Origin of the sequence: Escherichia sp. KTE172 (assembly GCF_000408845.1) — a bacterium.
Classification (GTDB): Bacteria; Pseudomonadota; Gammaproteobacteria; order Enterobacterales; family Enterobacteriaceae; genus Escherichia; species Escherichia coli.
The window spans coordinates 2,021,956-2,040,460 of record NZ_KE137316.1 but is presented as its reverse complement, the minus strand read 5'-3'; the positions used below and the strand labels follow the sequence as shown (position 1 = coordinate 2,040,460).

Here is an 18,505-nt window from a genome sequence, read left to right as displayed (position 1 = left end):
GAAAGGCGCGGAGAATCTATTAGATTGCCCAACCACCCGCGTAAAATGCGACCAGTGCGGCAGTAATGATCACCGTACCAATATTCAGCTTTTGCCATTCGCGTGCAAAGACGCGGCCTACGACCAGTGTCACAAAGCCCAGCATAATACCGGTAACGATATTACAAGTCAGAACGATGAACACGGCACACACCAGGCCAGCCATAGCGTCAATAAAATCATTGAAATCCAGCTTCGAGACGTTACTTAACATCAGCAAACCTACGTACATCAGAGCGGGTGCAGTGGCGTAACCAGGGATCAAAAATGACAGCGGTGATAAGAACAGAATCAGCAGGAATAACGCCCCCACTACGGTTGCGGTTAACCCTGTTTTACCCCCGGCGGCGGTTCCTGCCGCTGATTCGATATAAACCGCTGCGGGCGCTGCGCCCACCAGGCCGGAGAATATTGAACTTACTGAGTCACTGGTCAGGGCTTTGCCGCCGTTGATGATCTGGTTGTCTTTATCCAACAAATTCGCCTGACCGGCGACGGCACGGATGGTGCCAGTGGCGTCGAACACTGCGGTCATCACCAATGCCAGTACACTCGGAAGTACAGTTGGCTGGAGTGCGCCCATAATATCGAGGCTGAAAATCAGAGACTTACCATCTTCGCCAGTCAGGCTTGGCATCGCCACCAGACCGTGGTATTTCACCGCTGGGTCAAAGATTAAGCCGATGATCGAAATTGCAATAATCACCAACAAGATCCCGCCGGGTACGCGACACTTTTCCAGACCGAAGATGACCGCCAGCCCCAGCAAGCTCATCATCACCGGGAAGGAGGTAAACGCACCGAGCGCCACTGGCAAGCCTTCAATCGGGTTTTTGATAACCATTCCCACACCGTTAGCAGCAATCAGCAGCAGAAACAGGCCGATACCGATACCTGTACCGTGAGCGATCCCCATGGGCAAATTACGTAAGATCCAGGTACGCACACCGGTTACGGAAATGGCGGTGAAGATGACGCCCATCAGAAAGACCGCGCCCAGTGCGACAGGAACGCTAATTTGTTGCCCGAGAACCAGACTGAATGCGGTAAACGCCGTCAAGGAAATCGCGCAACCAATCGCCATTGGCAAATTGGCCCATAATCCCATCAGCAACGAGCCGAAGCCCGCGACCAGACAGGTGGCAACAAACACAGCTGCGGGAGGAAAACCTGCTTTGCCCAGCATTCCCGGAACGACGATAACGGAATAAACCATGGCCAGAAAGGTCGTTAAGCCAGCCAGTACTTCCTGACGAACGGTACTGCCACGAGCGGTAATTTTAAAATAATTATCCAGCGCGCCCTGTGGCTTTGGTGCGTCCGGTGTTTGTAGGATGTCTCCAGACATAATGATGTCCTCACGAGGATGTTAAAGTTTTATTATTAGTTGCGTTCGTATACCAGACGACCATCAACGTAGGTGCGGTAGATCGAACGGTCATCGCCCAACGTCATCATCACGAACAATTTGTCGACTAAAGAAACAGAGTTGTCATAGCGCAGCTGCTGTAGCGGAGTGGCGGTGGGTTCCATCACCACGAAATCAGCCTCTTTGCCAGGTAAAAAGTTGCCAATCAAATCGTCAAGGCCCAGAGATTTCGCTCCGCCGAGCGTGGCCAGGTAAAACGCTTCATATGCCGAGAGGCGATAGCCTTGTAGTTGCAACACTTTGTAGGCTTCGTTTAGCGTTTGCAGCATGTTGAAAGTTGTTCCGGCACCGATATCCGTTCCCATGCCCACTTTGACTTTCTTCTGCCATGCTTTTTTCAAGTTGAATAAGCCGCTGCCGAGGTAAAGGTTGGAGGTCGGACAGAAAGCAATGCTGGATTTGGTTTCGCTAAGACGATCCCACTCTTTTTCTTCGAGATGGACGCAGTGAGCAAAGACACAGTTTTTACCGGTCAGGCCGTACTGATGGTAAACATCCAGATAACCATCATGGTCAGGATAAAGCGATTTCACCCAGGCAATTTCATCTTTGTTTTCACAGAGATGGGTATGTACCCACGTATCCGGATATTCTTCTTTCAGGTGTTTCGCCATCGCCATCTGTTCAGGAGATGAGGTAGGGGCGAAGCGTGGCGTAATCGCATACAACAGACGACCATTTTTGTGCCAGCGCTCGATCAGTTCTTTGCTTTGGTGATAGCTGCTTTCGGCAGTGTCGAGCAGATAATCCGGTGCGTTGCGGTCCATCATCACCTTACCGGCAATCATACGCATATTGATATGGCTGGCGGCTTCAAACAGCGCATCAACGGATTGCGGATGAACAGTGCCAAACACCAGCGCCGTGGTGGTTCCGTTACGTAAAAGCTGCTTGATGAAGAACGCCGACATTTCGCGGGCGTACTCTAAATCCTCATAACGACGTTCAGTAGGGAAGGTGTGTTTATTCAACCACTCCAGCAATTGTTCACCATAGGCCCCCACCATTTCACTTTGCGGATAATGGATATGTGTATCGACAAAGCCCGGTACTATCAGTTTGCCGCGATAGTCGCGCACGCGAATAGTGTCAGGAATTTGATGCTTTCCGTCTTCCCATTCGCCAAACCATTCCACTTTTCCTTGTTTAATGAGTAATAAACCATCCTCAATAAACCGCAGCGCAGAGGCAATCTCTTCCGGGTTATCGACTGTACGGGTGACATCAATAAAACTGCCTCGTACCGCTTTTAACGTGTGTTCTCCTGACATCATTGACTCCTTTACTGTTAATCCATCTCTTCCGCTGAGGTAATACCAGGCAGAACGTTTTCCTGTCGGTAGCCACCAGGGAGGATAATATTTAATAAAATCGCAGTTAACCCGCCAGCACAAATAGGGTTTTCAACTAGTACATAAATAGAGGCTGGCAATATTTTAAAAATTTCGGGATCGTAGGAGACGCCAAGCCCTAAACCTAAAGAAGTGGCGACAATAAGTGTTTCTCGGCGCTTTAAACCGTTGGTGATGATGATGCGAATCCCAGCGATAGCAATCATGGAAAACATCAACGTCATTGCGCCTCCCAGAACAGCCGAGGGAATGGTCGTGAAGAAGCCGCCAATCATCGGAAATAAGCCGAGGATAACCAGCATTACCGCGATGGTTCGCCCGACATAACGTGAAGCGACGCCAGTCATCTGAATAACCCCATTATTTTGCGCAAATGTGGTTAAGGGTAATGATCCGACAGCGGAGGCGATAACAGAAACCAGACCGTCTGCCAGCACGCCGCCTTTCAGTCGGGACTGATACTCTTCCCCCTGAATGGGGCGGCGGGAAACCATTGCCGTGGCGGTGATATCGCCGACAGCTTCCAGCACGCTAAGCAGATAAATCGTGCCAACCACCAGGAACTGATGGAAGCTAAAACTAAAGCCGTATTTGAACGGATGTGGGATGGTGATTAACGGCAAATTGCGCATACTGCTGAAATCCACCATGCCCAGGCATAACGATGCGATATAGCCGACACATAGCCCAATGGCGATCCCTCCCATGCGTAGCAACGGACTGCGACAGCAGTTAAAGCCGATCACCACAATCAAAACCAATAAACCAACGCCGAGATGTTCGTAATTGCCGAATGTACCGCTGCTTTTGGCTGCAAATCCTCCACCAAAATCGATAATGCCGACTTTAATCAGGCTTAAGCCGATCATCAGCACCACAATGCCGCTGACGGTAGGCGTAATAACCCGACGTAAATAGGGCAGGATAAAAGAAGAGCCGACAACCAGAAATGCGCCAACGAAGGAGACGCCGAGGAGCGACGACATGATTAACTCTTCGTGAAAACCGTCGCTTTTCATGCTGCTGCCCAGCGCAATCATGACCGTAACAAATGAAAAATTGACTGACTGAATTGAGAGTAGGCCAGAACCGACGATGCCATAGCGGTTTACTTGTAACCAGGTACCAATACCAGAGGCGATCATCGCCATTGAAACAAGATAGGCAGTTGTTTCAGCGGAAAGCTGTAAGGCCGCACCCACGATTAACGCGGGGGTTACCATCGGAACGAAAATTGCCAACAGATGGGTAATGGCACCAACGAGAGCCTGATGAAAGGGAGGGCGATCCTCCAGTTCAAATATAAGGTCAGAACCTGCATGGTTTATATCAGACATCCCTTCACTCCTTTTAAAGTAAATTTGATCATCTGAATCAGTAAAATAAATTCCCACGAATTTGGGGCGCAGGACGCCTTGAGAACGGCTTATCTCATTTTCGCAGTCACTATTTGGTCGTCGTTCAAACAGAGAAACAGGCCGCCGAAGCGGCCATTTATTACTTATATTTTTTCCAGCGCGGTGAGTATTTTCTCCGGTGTGAAATGCCATTCGCGTAACCAGATGCCGCAGGCATCGTGAATTGCGGTAGCAATCGCCGGAGCTGCGCCATTTACACCGATTTCCGAGATCGATTTCGCCCCGAACGGGCCGACTTTATCGTCGCTCGGCACCAGCACAGCGCGGAAATCACGCGGAATATCGCCTATTTTCGGTGCGCCATAACTGCGTAAATCACGCGTTAACGGGTGACCTTCGGCGTCATAAATGATTTCTTCGCTCATACTGTGGCCGATAGCACGTAGGGTAGCACCGTAGATTTGTCCCAACGCTAACTCTGGATTGACCGGTGTACCGCAGTCCAGCAAGGCGTAGAATTTATCCAGGCGGATTTCACCCGTACGCGTATTGACGGCAACTTCAGCGAAGTTCGCGCCATACGGGAAGGCGAAATCAGGCGTGATATAACTGCCAGTTCCCACCAGTGAACCAAAGCCGGTGCCGGTTTCGCCTTTATGGGCAATATCCCCGAAACTAACTTCGCCTTTCTTGCCGCGAACGACGCCCGGCGTTGCTAGTTGAACATCTGCCACTGGCTCACCCAACATTTGCGCGCCGTGGAACAGAATTTTCTCCCGCAGATTTTCCGCTGCCAAACGCGCCGCGTTACCCGAGAAGCAAGTACCGGACGAGGCATATGCGCCTTTATCAAACAACGCATGATCGGTATCACCGGAGATAACATGCACGTCCTGCGGTGGGCAGTGCAGCACTTCTGCTGCCAGTTTCGTCACTACAGTATCCAGACCAGTACCAATATCCGCACCGCCAGAATGAACGATAAAGGTGCCGTCCGATTCCAGTTTGATCATACAGTTAGCCTGATCGATATCCGGGATACCCGATTTCTGCATGATAATGGCGACGCCGCGACCGATGTGCCAGTCACCATTTTGCGGTTTCGGTGAAGACCATTGGATCATCTCGCGACCCTGACGCAGGATCTCTTCCAGTGCGCAGCTGGCGGCGGAAGGAACGGAGGTCGGCGCTTTACCTTCACCGATTGCACCGAGAATTTTCAGCTCTTGCCCTTCGTGTACCCGGTTACGTTCGATAATTTCCAGTTGGTCGATCTGTAACTGTTCAGCCAGTTCCGCTAATGCCATGGTGATAGCGAAGTTACCTTTCGGTGCGCCATAACCCTGATAAGCACCATTTGGGCAAATGTTGCTGTAGTAGGTGGTGACCTGGAAATCGACGTTATCGCACGGATATAACGGCAGCGACAGCGCCGGTCCGTTACACGGTACGGTGAGTGAGTGGTTGCCGTAAGGGCCAGTGTTGGCGCGGAAATCCATCTTCACTGCCGTCAGGCGACCATCTTTTTTCGCTCCCAGTTTGACGGTGACTTTCGCGACGTGACGAGAGGTGTTAGCAATAAACTCTTCTTCACGGGTGTAGCGGAACAGTACCGGACGCCCGGTCACGCAGGTTGCCCAAGCGCACACTTCTTCCAGCAGGATGTCCTGTTTAGACCCAAAACCGCCGCCAACTCGCTCTTTAATGACATGAACTTTATGTTGTTTCATGCCCACGAGGCGCGCGACCTGGCGGCGTAAGTGCCATGGTACCTGGGTGGAGGCGTGGATAACCAGACGATCGCCGTCCATACGGGTAAAGCAGATATGTGTTTCAGTCGGGCACTGCTGCGCCTGCGTTGAGTTATAGGTTCGCTCAATGATCACATCGGCATCGGCAAAGCCTTTGTCCATATCGCCAATATGACCATGAATACTGGCGGCGATATTTTTGCGAGGGCGAGAACCGATCGGGAAGTTGATGATCATATGCTCGCCGCGCTGGGCTGCATGGCTGTTATCGTCTTCCAGAGTATCTGGCGCACCAGCAACATACACCACCGGTTCATCGTGCACGACAGGCGCATCTTCCGCCATTGCTTCGTCGATCGACATTACCGGCTTAAGCACTTCATATTCAACGTCGATGAGCTTCAGTGCTTCGAGCGCAATTTCTTCACTTTCTGCGACGACCGCAGCAACGCGATCGCCGACGTGACGCATTTTCTTACCGAACATACGGCGGTCAAGCGGTGACGGTTCCGGTGCGCTCTGACCGCCCGGGGTATAGTAGATATCCGGGCAATTCAGGTGAGTAATAACGTGAACAACGCCCGGTAAGGCTTCAGCTTTGCTGACATCCAGATGAGTAATCAGTGCGTGAGCGTGTGGGCTACGTAACATTTTAATGACGCAGGCGTCAGCCGTTACGCGGTCTTCAACATAGCAGGGTTTCGCCTGCACCATTTTCGCGGCATCAGTTTTAGGATAATGCTTGCCAATGACTTCAAGGTCGTCACGGAAAGTCGGAGCGATATCAATGGTGGCCTGCGGATTATTTTTACGTGCAACCGCCAGTTCAATGACCTGATAGTATTGCTGCCAGCCAGCATCGCGGCTAAACAGACCTGAGAGTGCATCGTCGATCTCTTCGCGGGTAGGTGCGTCGATGCGATCGAGAAGATCGGTGATAATCAGAGCCGCAGCTGGATCGTTATAACCAGACTGCACCACGCCAACATCAACCATGGCCTGTTGAACCAGACTTAACTCATTCCATTTGCCCAGAGATTCTGCAGTACGAATATCTGCCTTCTCTAACTGTGCGGCGATAAGCAAGGACGCGTTAACGATATTACCGTTAAAGATAATTGCGTCAGAACCGGCAAACCCAAAGCCATCATCACTGTTGCGTACAGAGTGCATTCCCATGTTAAACAACAGCTTTTGCACGTTTTCGCCTGGATTAACGGTTAGCTCCTGAGGCGCGCCATTTAAAGTAAAGTGGATGATCATACGGCTTCCTCCCCAGCCTGTTGGCAGTCGGCATACAGGTCGGCTACCAGAACTCCCGTGATATAGCGTTTATAGGCCACGCTGCCCCGCAAATCTTCCTGCGGGAAAATGGCGTTGGCGACAGCCTGTTCAAGTGCATTGCCTTCCAGATTTTGTTTTTCGACATCGTGCAGACGCAGGGCTTTACTGGCGACGCCATCCAGCGCAATTCGCATACCGTCGTGGTCTGTCATTGCAACGGCTGCCGTCACGATGGTTAAACCTGCCTGAGAACGGCTAATTTTGCGGGTCGCACAGGTGCGATACGGATCTTTAATGATAATTTCGGTTAGCAGGCGATCGCATGGGCAGGCCAGGTAGTCCTCGATTGACAGCGTTTCGCCGTTGCCAAAAACCAGTTCAGCATCCAGTGCCAGCAGGACGGGAAGCAGCACCGACTCTTCCTGCCGGGCGGCGATTTCACCACCAATGGTCGACTGATTACGAACATGGCGTGAGTAAACAAAACCGAGGGCTTCACGCAGTGCTGCAGGAATAAATCGCGCATCACGCAGTGGCTGCAAGCGAGACATTGCACCAATCCGCAGTGCACCGTTATCCCAGTCAACCCAGTCCAGTTCCAGATCCTGTAAGGAAATGGCAATCTTTTTATCGGTACGGGTTGGTGTAGCGTTGAGTTTGCTGCCCCCGGCGAACCAGACGGCTTCATCCTTGTAGCGGCGCTTCAGTTCCAGCGCCTGTTCGACAGAGTCGGGCCTGAAAAATTGTTCAATCATCTTCTTTCCTTATTTAACCCTCTTCCCTGCGGGAAGAGGGTATTTGTCATTTATGCCAGCGCATCCATCCGACGCCACATACTGGCAGCGGCTTTTCTGGCTTGCGCATAAATGGAATCGCAATCGAAGTTAAACTGACGGTCTTCATAGACCATCACGCCATTGACCATCACGCTATGAACGCTGCCTGAGCCCATACCGAAAGCGATATGCCCGGCGATATTGTCTGCAAGCAGCGGTGTCGGCGAGTTGTAATCGCAAATGGTTAAATCGGCTTTGTAACCGGCTTCCAGAAGGCCAAATTTCGCGCCAAAGTTGCGGCTCATCAGTTCGTTGCCGTTAGCCAGTGCTTTGGCAAAACTGTCAGGCCACAGCGGACCACCCGCATCGCGATGTTTAAAGAAGGCAAATTTCATCTCTTCAAACATGTCCGAACCAATGCCGTCAGTTCCCAACGCCAGATTGCGGATGTCGCTAAGGTGATGGTTGTAGCCGACATGGTTGTTCATGTTTGAACGGGCGTTATGCACCAGGAACGCATCGCGCTGATTGAGTAGGGCGATGTCATCTTTCGACAAGTACAGCCCATGAGCGACCAGCGTTTTGCTGTCGATGAGATCGAATTGCGCCAGTCGTGCCAGCAGGTCTTTGCCGTACCAGTGGTGACTGTAGGAAACGTCGTAAAGGTCTTCCGCAGCGTGAATATGCAAACCACGACCTGTGGCTTTCACGGCTTCACGCAGCATCTCCAGACCGGCATCCGGCACGGTAAACGGCGCGTGAGCGCCGATATGTGCTTCCACCAGATACGGCTCGGTTGCTGCTTTCTTCGCCTCATCAATCTGACGGGCGAAGCGGATGTTTTCTTCTACACCTTCCTGCAACTCTTTGATGCCGTTGTTACGGTCAGTAGTTTCAAAACAGGTCATCGCGCGCAGGCCAACTTTTAAAAATGCGTTGCGCAATGTGGAGAGCGACCCGCCGATATACGCCGGAGAGGCATGGTGATCGATAACCGATGTACATCCGCTCTTAATCGCTTCCAGGGAACAAATCAGTCCGCTGTAATAGAGCGACTCTTCATCAAGGGCGCGATCGAGTCGCCACCAGAGATTTTTCAGCGTTGAGATGAAATCCGGGCAGGGGGCGATGTTTGCCATAATTCCGCGGGACAGTCCCGAGTAAAAATGGTTGTGCGAGCAGACAATTCCCGGCATCACAATCCGACCATGCATCTCTTTGTAGCTGGCATCGGGGTAGCGTTGCGTCAGGGCATCGCCGATAGCGACAATCACATCATTTTCGATGGCGATATCAACGCCTTCCTGCACTTTCGCCGGGTGTAACTGCACTGCGGTGACATTCTTCAGAATCAACATGATTACACCTCCACGCGGCCCAGCAGATAATGATGATGCTGGTGGACATGGCTAATAATGCGGCACATATCGTTCAGCTCCGGTGGTACGTTGTTGAACTGACCTTCGCTGTCGATGTTTAACACCCAGCTTTGGTTATTCAGACGTACTCGTACCCGGCAATCTTCCACAAGGAAGCCAGGATTGCTGCTGTTATCAAAGTCTTGCGACAGGCTGAAGACGGTGATTTTGTCTTTGTACGGTTTACCGTTCCACGGGCAGAACTGAGCGCAGTTGCCGCATTCGTTACAGTAAGCGTCGAGGTGCAGCGTCTGGAAACGGTTCTGGAAGCCAGGGACCGCAATGGATACGTTGGCACGGTTCGGGCAGACATCCACACACTTGCTGCAAACGTAGTTACATTCAAGGCAGCGTGCGGCTTCCTGGGCGACAAACGCGTCACGATCGTCGCTATCCACCAGGGTGATAGAGATATCGCCTTTGCGTTGATAGATTTCCGCCGGATTGACGTTGTTCCAGTATTTATCGTTCTGGTGGGAACGGATATTTTCCCGACTAAGGATGGCATCGGTCGCCCGACGCGCGGTTCCGACAGCAGCGACAATGGAGGATGGTCCGCGCTGTACGTCGCCGATCATAAAGACGTCAGTCAGACGAGTTTCGCCATTATGGTCGACGTCTGGCCAGCCGTTTTTGTCCAGCGGCACGCCCATCGCATTCAGGGCTTCAGTATCCTGCTGTTCACCAATGGCGGTGATCAGGCTGTCTACATGCAGTGTTACTGTTTCGTTGGTTTCAACCGGACGGCGACGACCTTTCTCATCAGGTTCGCCAAGCGACATAACGCGCAAGGTTAAGGTGCCATCAGCATCGAAACGTTCCGGATTATTCAGGAAACGGAACTCCACGCCGTCGTGCAACGCTTCTTCATACTCTTCGCGCCATGCTGGCATCTCTTGCAGTGAACGACGGTAAACGACCGTTGCTTTTTCTACGCCTGGAACGCGTAACGCCGCACGAGCGCAGTCCATTGCCGTGTTACCCGCCCCGACAACGACCACATGTTTGCCCAGCTTGAGCGCTGTGCCCTTGTTGTATTCACGCAGGAAGGGGAGTGATTTCCAGACATTTTGGTTGTCGCCCGCCAGTTTCACACCGCTATTTTTATCAGTGCCGGTGGCAATCAGAACATAGTGGAAGCCCTGATTTTTTAACTGTTCAACGGTCAAATCGGGTGAGCAGCCATACTCAAATTTCACGCCGTGATCGGCAACAAAATCGATATCGTGCTGAATTAACTCTGCAGGAATACGGAACTGAGGAATGATATTTTTCACTACGCCGCCCGCATTGGCTTCGCGTTCAAACAGCGTAACCGGATGGCCCGCTCTGGCAAGGAAGTAACCTGCTGCCAGACCCGCCGGACCTGCACCAATCACGGCAACCGGATGGCGTGAACCAGAACCGGCGGGTTTGTGCCAGCGTTGCTTATATTCATCCCAACCTTTTTCCAGCGCGACTTTTTTCAGTTCGCGGATATTCAGCGCACTGTCGTAATCCAGGCGGGTACAGTTGTATTGGCACTGGTGATCGCAAATATGACCGGTAATGGCGGGCAGGGCGTTGCGTTGGTAGATGAGTTCCAGCGCGTCAGCATAGCGGTGTTCGCCAAGCAGCCGAATGTATTCCGGAATATCTTGCTTGATAGCGCAGGCAGTAACACAGGGGGCAACGTAGCAGTCGGTCAGCGGCAGGTCTTCTGCCACTTCAATACGCTCTTCTGGCTTCCAGTGTTTCTGGGTGTATTCCATGGTTAACGCGTCTGCTGCCAGTTTGTTCAGGCGTTCGACGTCAACATGGTCAAGCCCCCTGGCGTCGGAGCCTTCCAGCTCGCGCATGCAGGCACTTAAGCGCAGATAGCCGCCAGGTTTCAGCAGGTCGGTTGCCATAGTAATAGGGCGAATACCAGTATCAAAAATATCGCGGATAGTCAGCTGACTGGCACCACCGGAATAAGAAATGGGCAGTTTGCCGTCAAAGGCGCGAGAGAGAACTGCTGCAACATTGATGGAGAGCGGGAACAGCGCACGGCCTGACATATACATCTCTTCACCAGGCAGTGCGCCTTTATTGTTGATGGTGCCGAGAGTGTTAGTCAGTTTTACGCCAAAGCCGAGTGATTTTTCTTTTGCCAGTACCATCAGGCGTTCCAGCATTTCCAGCGCTTGCGTCAGCTTGAGGTCGTGATCAAATGACTCTTCTTTTAAGCCTATGTAACCGAAACCGCAGACATCGAGGATCTCACGAACACGCGCGTACCCCAGTAAGGTCGGGTTGAGTTTCACAAAGGTATTGAGCCCTTTTTCTTCCAGCATGTAGCGGCAAATGGCTTCGATTTCATGCGGAGGACAGCCGTGCATCGTGGAGAGGGTAACGCCTTGTACCATGCTGGTGGGGATGCGTGCCGGTAAGGCCTGCAAGCATTCGCGTTTTTCCTGTAAGCCGTGGCGGGCTAAAAATGCGTCATCCTGGAGTAGTTTATTAAGCGTATCGCGGTACTGTGCGAATTTCGGATGGTCAGACGCGTCCATCATATTATCGATGAACTGCTGCATGGGCGGCTGTTTAATCCCTTCAAGGTTATAACCGACGCTCATATTAAAGATAAATGACTTACCGGATCCTGATGGCTGGAACATCGCTTCCAACAGATGCAGGGCAAACCAGGCTTTGAGGTATTCATCCCAGGCTTTAAGCAGGGTAAATTCGGTGGACCATTCGGTGTTAAAGCACTCGTCTTCGGCATCAATACAGGGCTTTTCCAGCTCCAGGCGGTCAAGAATTTGGACGGTTTTTAGTTCGATGAAGCGTCCGCCAGTTAGCCAGGAAGTGACAATATTTTGCGCGAGCTGCGTGTGCGGGCCAGCGGCAGGGCCGACGGGAGTGGCACAGGTTTCACCGAAGACACTAACAGTTTTACCTTTTACGGGTGAGTAAAACTGTTGCTCGGGAATACCAAAGATTGAGCGTTGTTGTTGGTATTCATCAAATATGCGCGTCAAAAGTTCCTCAAACGGAATGGGACGCATAATATCCCCCATAACCCTCTCCTTAGCTTATACAGATATCATTGAGTGACCGGTGTTGAGAAATCCGGTGGTTTAGGGGGATAGAGCAACAATCGCACCACTCTTGCCAGGTTTGGCGGGAAATATAAAAAAATGTGAGGCGGCTCGAAACTTAGGAGCTTTTTGTGAATGAACTCACAGGTGCCAAATGAGAATTAAAATCACTCCTGAAAATTATTATTGCCAGCCCATTTATCACTTTTTCTCTTTTCTCAAAATCAGTGATTCCTTATCATTATGATAAAGAGTGCTGGAGGGATTAAATATTTGAACGCAATCGTTTAACTACGTTTTCTAAATTTCAGTATGCCTTTTTTTCGCTGTAATAAAGTCGTCCGGAGTATCAATATCTAAAATTATTTCTGCATTTTCTATTTCGACGGAATAATGTTCTCCCATAAGGAGTGCCTGACGCATATTGGTGATATTGGGACGCTGGATTGCCTGCATCAGGCATGGCTTTGACACTAAAATCGGATGGCCGGGAATGCCATTATGGAGTGGCAGTATTGCGCCATCATTTCGTAACGACCAGATTTTACTAAAAATATCGATGGTGAGGGTAGGCATGTCACCGTGGGTGAGAAAACAATATTCTGTTTGTACCGCAGGTACTGCGGCCTTTACTGATGTTAGTAAACCCTGTGCATAATCTGGGTTGTGGATAATAGTGATATTGCTCTGGTTCGCGTAACGTTCGTGCAGTTCATTACCACGATAGCCGGTGACTAAAATAATTCGGCTACAAAACTGCAACGCATTTTTGATACTTGTATCAAGAATTGTTCCCTGTTGCCAGGGTAACATCATTTTCCATTGCCCCATTCTTGATGATAATCCGGCAGCGGTAATTATACAGTCGATGGCTGACATAGTGGTTCCATTATTTATAGGGGCTAATAACGCCTGATAATTGCGTTACTTCCTGATGGATTAAGTTGGGGATAATTTATCCCAGAGAGGTCATAAAGACTCGTGAAAAGTATAGTTGACCCATCGGCATTATTCATTGATTTAGGCGCGCAGAAACGTCCCACTGTGATTTCTGTTGTTGGGGCTGGGGGAAAAACCAGCTTGCTTTTTTGGCTGGCAGAACTGCTCCAGGCTAGCGGCAGGCGTGTGTTAATCACTACGACGACACATATGTTTATGCCAACGTCTCACTGGCCCGTGGTTTTCTGTCGTGATCCCGCCATGCTTCCTCATGCGTCTCTTACATCCCCCATTTCATTTTGTTTTCACAGCTGGAAAGCGAACCAGGGAAAAGTGCAGGGATTTACGCCAGAAGCGATTGATGCACTGGTGCAACGACCAGAGTGTGACGTAATTCTCATTGAAGCAGATGGCTCGCGTGGAATGCCGTTAAAAGCGCCTGATGAGCACGAACCTTGCATACCCAAAAGCAGTTGCTGCGTGATTGCTGTGATGGGAGGACATATTTTGGGCGCGAAAGTGAGCACAGAAAATGTCCATCGCTGGTCGCAGTTTGCTGATATTACCGGGTTAACACCTGATGCAACCTTGCAACTGAGCGATCTCGTTGCGCTGGTTCGCCACCCTCAGGGCGCATTTAAAAACGTACCGCAAGGTTGTCGGCGAGTCTGGTTCATTAACCGTTTTTCTCAATGTGAGAATGCGATTGCGCAAAGCGAGCTCCTTCAACCGCTGCAACAACACGACGTAGAGGCAATCTGGCTGGGCGATATACAAGAACATCCTGCAATCGCGCGCAGATTTGTGAATTAGCGGCCCGGGTATTCCGGGTTACTGAAAGGATATCCATTGAGGTTGGTATGAATATTTTCACAGAGGCTGCAAAACTCGAAGAGCAAAATTGTCCGTTTGCGATGGCGCAAATTGTTGATAGCCGAGGCTCTACTCCCCGCCATTCTGCACAAATGTTAGTGCGCGCCGATGGTTCTATCGTCGGTACAATTGGTGGCGGAATGGTTGAGCGGAAGGTGATTGAAGAGTCGCTTCAGGCATTGCAGGAACGTAAGCCGCGATTATTCCATGGACGTATGGCTCGTAACGGTGCGGATGCTGTCGGGTCAGATTGTGGAGGTGCAATGTCAGTATTTATCAGCGTCCATGGTATGCGTCCACGTCTGGTGTTGATTGGCGCGGGGCATGTCAACCGGGCGATAGCCCAGAGTGCGGCGCTATTAGGATTTGATATTGCCGTTGCTGATATTTATCGCGAAAGCCTCAATCCTGAACTATTCCCACCATCAACCACGCTTCTCCATGCTGAGTCGTTTGGTGCGGCAGTGGAAGCACTGGATATTCGCCCTGATAATTTTGTCCTGATTGCCACGAATAATCAGGATCGTGAAGCCCTCGACAAACTCATTGAACAGCCCATTGCATGGCTGGGGTTGCTGGCAAGTCGCCGCAAGGTTCAGCTTTTCCTACGTCAATTGCGTGAGAAAGGCGTGGCTGAAGAACATATTGCCCGTTTACATGCGCCCGTTGGTTACAACATAGGTGCGGAAACGCCGCAGGAGATCGCCATCAGCGTGCTGGCAGAAATATTACAGGTGAAAAATAACGCGCCGGGTGGGCTGATGATGAAACCTTCTCATCCTTCCGGACACCAGCTGGTGGTGATTCGCGGTGCGGGGGATATCGCCAGTGGTGTGGCGCTACGTCTGTATCATGCGGGTTTTAAAGTGATCATGTTGGAAGTGGAAAAACCGACAGTGATTCGTTGTACCGTGGCGTTTGCCCAGGCCGTGTTCGATGGCGAAATGACGGTCGAAGGCGTCACTGCCCGCCTGGCAACCAGCTCTGCGGAAGCGATGAAACTTACCGAACGCGGATTCATCCCTGTGATGGTAGATCCCGCCTGTTCATTGCTTGATGAACTGAAACCGCTTTGCGTGGTGGACGCTATTCTGGCGAAACAGAATTTGGGGACGCGGGCAGATATGGCACCAGTAACAATCGCGCTTGGGCCGGGCTTTATTGCAGGGAAGGATTGTCATGCGGTAATTGAAACAAATCGCGGGCACTGGCTCGGTCAGGTGATTTACTCTGGTTGTGCGCAGGAGAATACCGGTGTTCCTGGCAATATTATGGGGCATACCACCCGACGGGTGATCCGTGCTCCTGCTGCAGGCATTATGCGATCCAACGTGAAATTAGGCGATCTGGTGAAAGAGGGCGATGTGATTGCCTGGATTGGTGAGCATGAAATTAAAGCACCGTTGACGGGGATGGTGCGTGGCTTGTTGAACGACGGACTAGCAGTGGTCGGTGGTTTTAAAATTGGTGATATCGATCCTCGTGGTGAAACGGCTGATTTCACCAGCGTTTCTGATAAAGCCCGGGCAATTGGCGGCGGCGTACTTGAGGCGTTAATGATGTTGATGCATCAGGGCGTGAAAGCGACAAAAGAAGTGCTGGAAGTGGCTTAAATGAAAATGGCCGGATGGTATTACCCCCCGGCCTGAGACTGATGACAAACGCCAAATTGCCTGATGCGCTACGCTTATCAGGCCTACAAGTGCATTGCAATCTATTGAATTTGCGATGTTTTGTAGGACGGATAAGGCGCTCGCGCCGCATCCGGCATCAACAAAGCGCACTTACTTGACAATCTTTGGCCGGATGGTATTACCCACCCGGCCTTTAAATTACTGACAAATCACCGTTCCGGTTTTGCCTTCAATCCCTTCTTTCGCTTTGCTCAATACGGTAATCAGTGCTTCACGACCTGCGCGAGAGCGAGCAAACGAGGCGGCAGCTTCCACTTTAGGCAGCATAGAACCTTTCGCAAAATGACCTTCTTCGATAAAGCGTTCAGCATCACTTAATGACAGGCGATCGAGCCACTGTTCATTCTCTTTACCGAAGTTAATGGCCACTTTTTCTACCGCAGTCAGAATGATCAGCATATCGGCATCAATCATTTCTGCTAAACGGGCGCTGGCCCAGTCTTTATCGATAACCGCACTGGCACCACGCAGGTGGTTACCTTCACGAATAACAGGGATACCACCACCGCCAACGGTGATCACCACCTGGCCTGCATCTACCAACGCTTTAACCGTTTCTTTTTCAATGATATCAACCGGTTTTGGCGAGGCAACAACACGGCGATAGCCGCGACCAGCATCTTCTTTCAGAGTGTAACCCTGTTTTGTCAGTTGCTCTGCTTCTTGCTCGGTAAAGAACGAACCGATCGGCTTGGTCGGGTTGAGGAATGCCGGGTCGTTAGCATCGACTTCGACCTGGGTAACCAGCGTTGCTACAGGTTTATTAATGCCACGAGAAAGCAGTTCTTCTCTTAATGCGTTTTGTAGATCGTAACCAATATAACCCTGGCTTAAGGCAACACAGACAGACATCGGCAGCATTGGCGAGTGCGCTTCAGTTTTTGCGGCAGCTTCAAAGGCCTGGTTAATCATGCCCACCTGTGGCCCGTTACCGTGAGTGACGATGACCTCATGTCCCTGGGCAATTAAATCAACAATTGCCTGAGAAGTAATTTTTACCGCTTTCATTTGTCCGGCCAGGTCATCGCCCAGCGCATTCCCGCCCAGGGCGAGAACAATTTTCTTACTCATTTTTCCTCACTCATCATTCTTGATTGTGTATAGATCCCTGGCAGTGGTTAGAGCACGGGAGGGACAAACGGTTTGCGTCGCAGGAAACGACCTCGCCCGGCTTTGCCTGTAAAGGTGCCGTCACAGAAAATCGTTTCACCACGGGATAAAGTTCTGACAATCGCGCCCTGACAGGTAAAACCCTCCCATGGCGAATAGTCAGCGTTGTCGTGGAGATGGCGATGCTGAATTTGTTGGCTCTGACGTGGGTCGATAATCACCACGTCGCCATCGGAACCGGGCGCTAATAATCCTTTTTGCGGCCACAGGCCAAACAGCCTGGCGGGCATCGCGCTGGTTAATTCAACAAAACGTTCCGGTGTTATACGTCCCGTCATTACGCCACTGGAAAACAGTAACTGCATGCGGTTTTCCACACCGGGTAAGCCATTTGGGCAGCGACTGAAATCGCCTTTAGAAATTTGCAGGCGTTGAGCCATCGAGAACGTGCAGTGATCGGTCGCTACCACGTCAATCGCACCATCGCTGATGCCACACCACAGTTTGTCCTGCTCGCGTACGTTACGCAGCGGTGGGCTAAGAATGAACTTCATGCCATCTTCTGTATCGTAACTGCGTTCGTCCAACAGGAGATATTGTGGGCAGGTTTCAACCCAGACTGGCTGGTGATTCGCACGGGCAAGACGCAGATAATCCAGACCTAAGCCGTTAGACAGGTGCACGATATAGAGCGGGGCGTTACCGGCAATTTGTGCCAGGTTAATCATGCGGGCGATGGCTTCCGCTTCGCATTCCAGAGGGCGACTCAAGGCGTGATAGCGCGGCGCGGTTAACCCTGCGGCGATAAACTCCGCCCGCTTGCTGGCGATAGCTGCATCATTTTCCGGGTGCACGGTGGTCAGCGCGCCGGACTCATGCAAGCGGCGTAACGCCTGCAAAACCTCGTCATCGTTGAGTTTGTATTGATAGGTTAAATAGAGTTTAAAACTGCTCAGTCCTTCTTCGACCATCATCGGAATTTCGTCGAGGATGGCGTGATTAATGTGCTGGATCACACCGTGAAAGCTGTAGTCGATGACCGCCTTATGGGCGGCATAACCACGATAAACCTCCAGTTGATGGCGTAACCGGCAGCCATTCGGGCCAAATCCCATATGGTCAATAATGGTTGTTGTACCGCCACACGCAGCTGCGCGGGTACCGGTAAAAAAATCATCACAACTGCGCGCGATGCCGACATCAATATTGAAATGCGTATGGACATCCACGCCGCCAGGGAAAACGTAACAGCCAGTGGCATCAATTTCTTCATACGGGAGCTGTGGCGAAATATTGTTGCCCAACTGGCGAACAATCGCGCTTTCAATCAGCAAATCCTGTTTGGCTTGTCCATCTGCGTTAACGACAGTGCCGTTTTTGATCAATACGCGCATAGCAAACTCCAAAAACCCTCCGGCGA

At 51.1% G+C, this 18,505-nt stretch carries 12 protein-coding genes; 2 read left to right on the top strand and 10 right to left on the bottom strand.

Annotated features, from left to right (window positions below):
• Positions 1-19: 19 nt before the first annotated feature.
• The 8 genes from ghxQ to mocA all read right to left on the bottom strand — a co-directional run bounded on the left by ghxQ (position 20) and on the right by mocA (position 13,348).
• On the bottom strand, positions 20-1,387 hold the full coding sequence (gene ghxQ, locus G434_RS14085; protein WP_000012163.1) for a guanine/hypoxanthine transporter GhxQ: 1,368 nt from the start codon (positions 1,385-1,387) through the stop codon (positions 20-22).
• Positions 1,388-1,422: 35 nt separating this feature from the next.
• Positions 1,423-2,739: a guanine deaminase gene (gene guaD / locus G434_RS14090; RefSeq protein ID WP_001377034.1), complete on the bottom strand. Its 1,317-nt coding sequence runs from the start codon at positions 2,737-2,739 to the stop codon at positions 1,423-1,425.
• 17 nt (positions 2,740-2,756) lie between these two features.
• The gene (gene xanQ, locus G434_RS14095) at positions 2,757-4,157 is read right to left on the bottom strand and encodes a xanthine/proton symporter XanQ (protein WP_001280192.1); all 1,401 of its coding nucleotides are present in this window, start codon (positions 4,155-4,157) and stop codon (positions 2,757-2,759) included.
• A gap of 164 nt (positions 4,158-4,321) precedes the next feature.
• Positions 4,322-7,192, bottom strand: a complete 2,871-nt coding sequence (locus tag G434_RS14100; protein ID WP_000583656.1) for a molybdopterin-dependent oxidoreductase Mo/Fe-S-binding subunit — start codon at positions 7,190-7,192, stop codon at positions 4,322-4,324.
• A complete protein-coding gene (gene ygfM, locus G434_RS14105) occupies positions 7,189-7,968 on the bottom strand; it encodes a molybdopterin-dependent oxidoreductase FAD-binding subunit (protein WP_000572433.1) in 780 nt (259 codons plus the stop codon). The genes G434_RS14100 and ygfM overlap by 4 nt, the downstream gene beginning before the upstream one ends.
• Before the next feature lie 50 nt (positions 7,969-8,018).
• A complete protein-coding gene (gene ssnA / locus G434_RS14110) occupies positions 8,019-9,347 on the bottom strand; it encodes a putative aminohydrolase SsnA (protein ID WP_000906289.1) in 1,329 nt (442 codons plus the stop codon).
• A 2-nt stretch (positions 9,348-9,349) separates the two neighbouring features.
• Entirely contained in the window at positions 9,350-12,448 is a 3,099-nt protein-coding gene (ygfK, locus tag G434_RS14115) for a putative selenate reductase subunit YgfK (RefSeq protein ID WP_000502444.1), read from the bottom strand.
• Positions 12,449-12,769: 321 nt separating this feature from the next.
• Positions 12,770-13,348 carry a molybdenum cofactor cytidylyltransferase gene (gene mocA / locus G434_RS14120; RefSeq protein WP_001272863.1) on the bottom strand — a complete coding sequence of 193 codons (579 nt, stop codon included), beginning with the start codon at positions 13,346-13,348 and terminating at the stop codon, positions 12,770-12,772.
• 102 nt (positions 13,349-13,450) lie between these two features.
• Here mocA and yqeC point away from each other — a divergent pair, with 102 nt between their 5' ends.
• On the top strand, positions 13,451-14,221 hold the full coding sequence (gene yqeC, locus G434_RS14125; protein WP_001309713.1) for a selenium cofactor biosynthesis protein YqeC: 771 nt from the start codon (positions 13,451-13,453) through the stop codon (positions 14,219-14,221).
• 47 nt (positions 14,222-14,268) lie between these two features.
• Positions 14,269-15,894, top strand: coding sequence for a selenium-dependent molybdenum cofactor biosynthesis protein YqeB (gene yqeB, locus G434_RS14130; RefSeq protein ID WP_001020377.1), 1,626 nt, complete (start codon positions 14,269-14,271; stop codon positions 15,892-15,894).
• 219 nt (positions 15,895-16,113) lie between these two features.
• Here yqeB and arcC read toward each other — a convergent pair whose 3' ends face one another.
• Both arcC and hyuA read right to left on the bottom strand, forming a co-directional pair.
• Positions 16,114-17,046 (bottom strand): carbamate kinase, encoded by a 933-nt coding sequence (arcC, locus tag G434_RS14135; RefSeq protein ID WP_000037992.1) that lies wholly within the window; start codon positions 17,044-17,046, stop codon positions 16,114-16,116.
• A 47-nt stretch (positions 17,047-17,093) separates the two neighbouring features.
• Positions 17,094-18,479 (bottom strand): D-phenylhydantoinase, encoded by a 1,386-nt coding sequence (hyuA, locus tag G434_RS14140; protein ID WP_001264439.1) that lies wholly within the window; start codon positions 18,477-18,479, stop codon positions 17,094-17,096.
• Positions 18,480-18,505 lie beyond the last annotated feature (26 nt).

Coding starts and splice junctions, on each gene's coding strand:
- ssnA (WP_000906289.1), bottom strand. CDS start 9,347: ATGTTGATTCTGAAGAATGTCACCGCAGTGCAGTTACACCCGGCGAAA.
- ghxQ (WP_000012163.1), bottom strand. CDS start 1,387: ATGTCTGGAGACATCCTACAAACACCGGACGCACCAAAGCCACAGGGC.
- G434_RS14100 (WP_000583656.1), bottom strand. CDS start 7,192: ATGATCATCCACTTTACTTTAAATGGCGCGCCTCAGGAGCTAACCGTT.
- mocA (WP_001272863.1), bottom strand. CDS start 13,348: ATGTCAGCCATCGACTGTATAATTACCGCTGCCGGATTATCATCAAGA.
- yqeB (WP_001020377.1), top strand. CDS start 14,269: ATGAATATTTTCACAGAGGCTGCAAAACTCGAAGAGCAAAATTGTCCG.
- ygfM (WP_000572433.1), bottom strand. CDS start 7,968: ATGATTGAACAATTTTTCAGGCCCGACTCTGTCGAACAGGCGCTGGAA.
- guaD (WP_001377034.1), bottom strand. CDS start 2,739: ATGTCAGGAGAACACACGTTAAAAGCGGTACGAGGCAGTTTTATTGAT.
- ygfK (WP_000502444.1), bottom strand. CDS start 12,448: ATGGGGGATATTATGCGTCCCATTCCGTTTGAGGAACTTTTGACGCGC.
- arcC (WP_000037992.1), bottom strand. CDS start 17,046: ATGAGTAAGAAAATTGTTCTCGCCCTGGGCGGGAATGCGCTGGGCGAT.
- xanQ (WP_001280192.1), bottom strand. CDS start 4,157: ATGTCTGATATAAACCATGCAGGTTCTGACCTTATATTTGAACTGGAG.
- hyuA (WP_001264439.1), bottom strand. CDS start 18,479: ATGCGCGTATTGATCAAAAACGGCACTGTCGTTAACGCAGATGGACAA.